Origin of the sequence: Collinsella sp. CLA-ER-H10 (assembly GCF_040092475.1) — a bacterium.
GTDB lineage: Bacteria > Actinomycetota > Coriobacteriia > Coriobacteriales > Coriobacteriaceae > Collinsella.
On record NZ_JBBNLM010000033.1, the window covers coordinates 1 to 5,967 of the forward strand.

Here is a 5,967-nt window from a genome sequence, read left to right on the forward strand (position 1 = left end):
AGCTTCGCGAGTACATGAACGAGCACCTCAAGGACTACCTGGGCGTCGAGAAGGTCATCTGGGTCAAGGAGGGCATCGACCCCGAGGAGACCAACGGCCACATCGACGACGTCGCCACGTTCATCGCCCCGGGCGTCATGGCCTGCATCTGGACCGACGACCCCGAGTACCCGTTCTACGACCAGTGCCACGCCGCCTACGAGACCCTCTCCAACGCGGTCGACGCCAAGGGCCGCAAGATTAAGGTCTACAAGCTCTGCATGCCCGTGAACCCGCTGTTCATGGACCAGGCCTCCTGCGACACCATCGACGCCGACGAGAACGCCGAGCCGCGCGTCCCCGACGAGCCGCTGATCGCCTCCTACATGAACTACCTGGTCACCAACCACGGCGTCATCGTCCCGCAGTACGGCGACGAGAACGACCAGCTGGCCGTCGACACGCTCCAGGAGATCTACGACGAGGTCTGGGGCGAGGGCGTCTACAAGTGCGTGGGCGTTCAGTCCGAGCAGGTCGTCTTCGGTGGTGGAAATATCCACTGCATCACGCAGCAGGAGCCGTCCGCTTAATCGTCTGGCTTTCCGAGGCACCCCATCTCGCCGCTCAAGCCGTCGCTCGCGTACCGAAGTACGCTTCGCTCCTCTCTCGCGGCGACCTGGGGCACCTCGGAAACCCAGCCGGCCAAGCGCACAGGGCTGCCTGGTTGGTCGGCTGGGTTCTCTTTGGGCACTCCGTTGCCTCCACATCGGAGTGCCCTTTTTCTTTGATTGGGTACGCGTCTGGCCTGGGATTTATTGCGGGTTAGGCCAATTGTTCGCTTGGATATCCCAGGTCAGACGCGTCTTCAATCGCCGAAAGTTCCCGGTCGCGAGCGCGGCCGTTTTGATCGGAGTATCTTTGTACCAGCGTATCGTCATCTTCACCCGCCTGTTCCGCGAGCGTTGGTCCAGCAATTGCATCCTCTCCTCTCTTTGGGATGGCACCTGCACCGGTGACGCGGCCTGCAACCCTACCTTGGGCTGCGCCTTCGGTACAGATGCCATCCTTTTTGCTGTAGGGGGAGCGTGCCATGGCAGGTAAAAAGTTCTCCCTGTTCGAGGTCATCCTCTCGGTTATCTGCGTCGTGTTTACCATCGAGGCGGCTGCTCCGGCGTCTGCCATGGGTAACGTGCAGTTCTTCTGGTGGATCTTCCTCATCATTACGTTTTTGCTTCCCTATGGCCTGGTGGTGGCCGAGCACGGTACGGCGTTCGATTCCGAGGGCGGTCTGTACGATTGGGTTCGCTTGGGCCTGGGTGACCGTTGGGGCGCCCGCTGTTCCTGGTGCTACTGGGTCAACTTTCCGCTGTGGGTGGCAAGTATCGCCTGCATGTTCCCCAGTGTTATCAATGCGGTATGGGGTATCGAGTTTTCGCTCGGGGTCCGAATTGCCATCGAGCTTGCCTTTGTGTGGGGTGTCACCGTCATGGCGATGCAGCCGGTTGCCGAGGCCGATTGGGTCATGGATGGCGGCGCCGTCATCAAGGTGCTCATCACCGCCGTGGTGGGAATCGTCGGCATCTGGTTTGCCTGCAACAACGGCTTCGCCAACGACATGTCGTTCGAGACCTTCATTCCAGACTTGGGCGACACCAATTCGTTGACGTTCCTATCGATCATCCTATTCAACTTTATGGGCTTCGAAGTGGTCGCGACCTTTGCCAGCACGATGAAGAGCCCGTCGCGCGATATCCCCAAGGCGGTTATCGCCGGTGGCGTGGCCATCGCGGCGATCTACATCATCTGCGGCATCGGCATAGGGGCCGCGGTCCCCACCGAGCAGCTTTCGCTCGATTCGGGCATTGTGGACGCGGTCGCCGCCATGGTGGGGCGCACCCACCCGCTGACGATGATTGTTGGCGTGGCCTTTTTGGTGACGCTGTTCGCCAACATGATCTGCTGGAGCTTTGGCGTCAACAACGTGGCGAGCTATGCCGCGCGCCATGGCAACATGCCGCGCCCCTTTGCTCTGGTGTCCAAGAAGACCGGCATGCCCGACGGCTCGGCGCTCATTAACGGTTGCTTTGCCAGCCTGGTGCTACTGCTCCAGATCCCGCTGGGCGAGGGTTCAGACGTCTTTTGGGTTTTCTTCTCGATGAACGTCGTCTTTTTGCTCATGAGCTATATCCCGATGTTCCCGGCGTTTTGGCGCCTGCGCAAATACGACGGTCGCCCGCGTGTGTTCCGTGCGCCCTTCGAGGGCAAGGTGCTCGCGGTGGCGCTCGCGATTCCCGTGGTGGAGCTCGTGCTTTCGATTATCGCTACGATCGTGCCGCTCAACAGTTCACCCACCGAGATGGCAAAGATGCCGATCCTCTTGGGCGTGGTGATTGCCGTGTTGCTGGGCGAGGTTTCGCGCCTCATATCGCGCCGCGGCCGCAGCGTCGATAATCCCGGCGTTGGCGCAAGGGGGACAGGTCGCTTTGCGCCAAAACAGTAGCTCCGCGAGCTGCGCGGCGCTCGCTGCATCCCGGATTACTGTCCGCGGTGCTCGGGATCAGAAGCGAGCTTGGGCGCAAAGAAGGGGACGTGGCCCAGGTAAGGGCAGCTGTCGTTGCGCTCATCAATGATGCGGGGAGACAAATCGGACGTTGGGGTAGTTTTAGCTTTGGGTGCTCAATTGTCTATAATGCTGCCGCTTGATGAAGGAGGAGTCGTGTCCCTCGCTTTTCTCTACAATGTGGCAAGTTGCATCGCCTATGCGTTAGTCAGTGCTGCCTATGGGAGTCTGTACTATGTCGAGCGCAGGCGGGGCTATCTCTTCGTCGCGCTTACCTTCCTCGTGTATACGATAGATATTGTTCTATTATTCATGTATGAGTTCGTTCCGGAATTCGCGATGCAATTCGAGGGCGCACGAAACGCCTATCCTATGCTCCGCGTTGCATTCAACATGGTGGTAATCCTCTTGTATCGGCTCGTGCTCGGTAGCTTGCTCTCGCGCAGTTTCTCTCACGTCGAGGGATTTTTTTGGGCAGTTTGCATGATGGCGGCTTGGGCAAGTGGTGCTTCGTCAGTCGAATCGGTTGCGCTATGGCGCGAGTTTCTCTTTACCAGGTTGTTGGCGATCTGGGTAATAGGGTTCGGTATCTGCTGTTTGGCGGCAGAGTTTCGACACATGAGCCGATGGCGATGGGTTCTCTCGCTCTTACTTGTGCTTATATATGCCTTGGGGGAAGCGGCAGCGTATTTGGCCTTTGGACAGGAGGGCGGCGGGGGCTCTGCCTCTCCTCGTAGGGCTCCCGTTGAGATTATGGCGCTTTGCTTCACCGTGGCTGCGTGTGTCTTTCTTGCACATCATCGACGGATACGCAATGTGCAGTTGGCGGAATCCCTTGTGCCCTGGATCGCTCGCGAATACGGGCTGACCAAGCGCGAGGAAGTATTGTTGTCGCTCCTTGAAAAGGGCGCATCAAACAAGGAGATTGCTGAGCAAGAATGCATTTCCGTCAACACGGTGAAAACCCACATATCGAATATTTACGCCAAGCTTGGTGTGAGTAGCCGAGACGAGCTTGCGCAAAAACTTAGAAAGGAACTGCGCGGCCGCAAGAGGGCCGGGCTCTGAGAGGCTAGGGGCCGGTGCGGCTAGGCGGCCGCCCCCTACGGGATCGGCCGCCTACGGTCGTATGGGCCTTCACAGTGCCCATCGCCAGTTGCAGCGAACTGGCGATGTTCTGGCTGTCCTTGCCCTGCAGCACCTCTTTCAAGATGACGCGTTCGCGCGCGGTCAGGTGATAGTGCTCGCAGAAGGCGAGGAGCACCACGATTTCGCTCGCTGTGATGAACGCCAGGGCCGGGACGAGGCGCTAGGTGCGCCGGCGCTCGTTCACGAAGTCGCACAGGATGAGCCACATAGGTTCGAGGGTGCCCAGGGCGAGCAGCATCTTCAGCTGCGGATGGTCAATGGTATAGAACTGGTTGATGGAATACTCGACGTTCTGGCCCAGGTACTCGTATTGAAAGATAAGCGCGAGATCGAGGAAATAGAACAACAGCATGGCCGCGGCAAAGAGGAACGAGCGACGCCGCGAAACGAAGCAGGCCGAAAGCGACACGGAGCTCGATGCCACGCAGACGAGCATCGCGAAGATGGCATAGAGGTAGAACGCTGTCTCCAAAGCGAGCCTCCTCGATAATGCACAGAGTCCGATGATGAACCATGGCGATCTAGGGCGGATTAGGCTGCATCACGCGTTGAGAAGCCGGCAAAAATGCATTGGCTTTCTTCGACCACAGAAACCAGTTCAATTTCAATACGTCTAGGCGTTAGGATTATTTGGGATTAGGTGTGCGGTGAGCTATTGTAATCTGAAAAATAATCCTGGTTATTTCTTCTCAAAACTACGGGTGCGCCCCATGCTGTGCAGCAGAAGAAGTGTCTCACTCATTTCGGGGCGCTTCTAGGGAGCGCGGTCCGCAAAGGGCGGCCCGGCCAACGAATTTTGAGGAGATTTCAATGGTCAAAGATTACATCGACACCAACGACTTCACAAAGGAAGAGCTGCTCGGCATGGTAGATCTGGCCATCGCCATGAAGGGGCTCATCAAGGAGGGCGGCGAGTACCCGCACCTGCTGAAGGACAAGACCCTCGGCATGATCTTCCAGCAGGTGTCCACCCGTACCCGCATCTCCTTCGAGACGGCCATGACCGACCTCGGCGGTCACGCCGAGTTCTTCGGTCCCGGCTCCATCCAGCTGGGTGGCCATGAGTCCATCGAGGACTCCGGCCGCGTCATGGGAAGCCTCGTCGACATCCTCATGGCCCGCGTCGATCGTCATAAGGATGTAGTGAGCTTGGCGAAGTACTCCGCGGCCCCCGTCATCAACGGCATGAGCGAATACAACCATCCCACCCAGGAGCTCGGCGACCTCATGACCATGATCGAGAACTTGCCCGCCGGTAAGAAGATCGAGGACTGCAAGTTTGCCTGGATCGGCGATGCCACCCAGACCTGCGCGTCGCTCATGTTCATCTGCTCGAAGATGGGCATGGACTTCGTGCAGTTCGGGCCGAAGGGGCATCAGATTCCCGACGGCTGCCTGCATATCGGCACCGATGAGGAGCGTGCTGAGTTCGGCAAGAAGCTCATGGCCATCGGCGAGGAGAACTGCAAGGTCTCCGGCGGCACCATCACCATTTCCGACGACATCTCCTGCATCGAGGGCGCCGACTTCGTGTACACCGATGTGTGGTACGGCCTCTACGACAGTGAAGTCTCCAGCTCCAGCTACATGGATGTGTTCTATCCGAAGTACCAGGTGACCTGGGATATGATGAACGTTGCCGGTCCGAACAGCATGTTCATGCACTGCCTGCCCGCCAACCGTGGCGAAGAAGTGGTCGACGAGGTCATGGACGATCCCGAGCGCTCCCTGTGCTGGGTCGAGGCCGAGAACCGCAAGCACTCCATTCGCGCCATCCTGGCCGCCCTGTGCCCCCAGAGCGAGCCCGACGAGCAGAAGGCCGCGGCATACCGAGCCACCATCAATGAGCGCATGGCGGCCTTCGGTAAGCACGGTCTGTAAGACGTACCAGGTCGGGTGAGCTGCGGCTCACCCGCCTTCGCAGATGATGGGCGGCAGCAGATGCTTGTCTCTTGCTGCCCATCATCTGCGCCACCGCGCGTAAGCACTGGCGCCCTGTCTGAAAACGACTGAGCAAAGGATTAAATATGAGTGACGGAAAGAAAAAGCTTTCCTTCTTTACGGTCATTTCGACCATCATCTGCGTCGTCTTCGTTTGCGAGGCCGCCGCACCTGCTGCCGCCATTGGCAACCAGCAGTTCTTCTGGTGGGCCTTCCTGATCCTGACCTTCCTGCTCCCTTACGGCATGGTCGTCGCCGAGCTCGGCACCACCTATGACGGCGAGGGCGGCATTTACGACTGGGTACGCGATGGCCTGGGCGACAAGTGGGGCGCCCGC

At 58.8% G+C, this 5,967-nt stretch carries 7 protein-coding genes; 5 read left to right on the forward strand and 2 right to left on the reverse strand.

Annotation, left to right across the window (positions count from 1 at the left end):
• The 3 genes from AAAX36_RS09210 to AAAX36_RS09220 form a co-directional block, all read left to right on the forward strand.
• A partial coding sequence (locus AAAX36_RS09210; RefSeq protein WP_349075232.1) for an agmatine deiminase family protein occupies positions 1 to 569 on the forward strand: 569 nt, incomplete at its 5' end.
• Positions 570 to 1,069: 500 nt separating this feature from the next.
• Positions 1,070 to 2,479 carry an APC family permease gene (locus AAAX36_RS09215; protein ID WP_349075233.1) on the forward strand — a complete coding sequence of 470 codons (1,410 nt, stop codon included), beginning with the start codon at positions 1,070 to 1,072 and terminating at the stop codon, positions 2,477 to 2,479.
• 216 nt (positions 2,480 to 2,695) lie between these two features.
• Positions 2,696 to 3,607 (forward strand): response regulator transcription factor, encoded by a 912-nt coding sequence (locus AAAX36_RS09220; protein ID WP_349075235.1) that lies wholly within the window; start codon positions 2,696 to 2,698, stop codon positions 3,605 to 3,607.
• Positions 3,608 to 3,611: 4 nt separating this feature from the next.
• Here the strand turns inward: AAAX36_RS09220 and AAAX36_RS09225 are convergent, their stop codons facing one another.
• A complete protein-coding gene (locus AAAX36_RS09225; RefSeq protein ID WP_349075237.1) occupies positions 3,612 to 3,806 on the reverse strand; it encodes a LuxR C-terminal-related transcriptional regulator in 195 nt (64 codons plus the stop codon).
• A 42-nt stretch (positions 3,807 to 3,848) separates the two neighbouring features.
• Positions 3,849 to 4,160, reverse strand: coding sequence for a hypothetical protein (locus AAAX36_RS09230; RefSeq protein ID WP_349075240.1), 312 nt, complete (start codon positions 4,158 to 4,160; stop codon positions 3,849 to 3,851).
• Between the two features lie 338 nt (positions 4,161 to 4,498).
• Here AAAX36_RS09230 and ptcA point away from each other — a divergent pair, with 338 nt between their 5' ends.
• Together ptcA and AAAX36_RS09240 are read left to right on the forward strand one after the other, a co-directional pair.
• Complete coding sequence (ptcA, locus tag AAAX36_RS09235) at positions 4,499 to 5,569, forward strand: putrescine carbamoyltransferase (protein WP_349075243.1); 1,071 nt, start codon at positions 4,499 to 4,501, stop codon at positions 5,567 to 5,569.
• Positions 5,570 to 5,715: 146 nt separating this feature from the next.
• The coding region (locus AAAX36_RS09240) for an amino acid permease (RefSeq protein ID WP_349075245.1) at positions 5,716 to 5,967 on the forward strand (252 nt) is incomplete at its 3' end.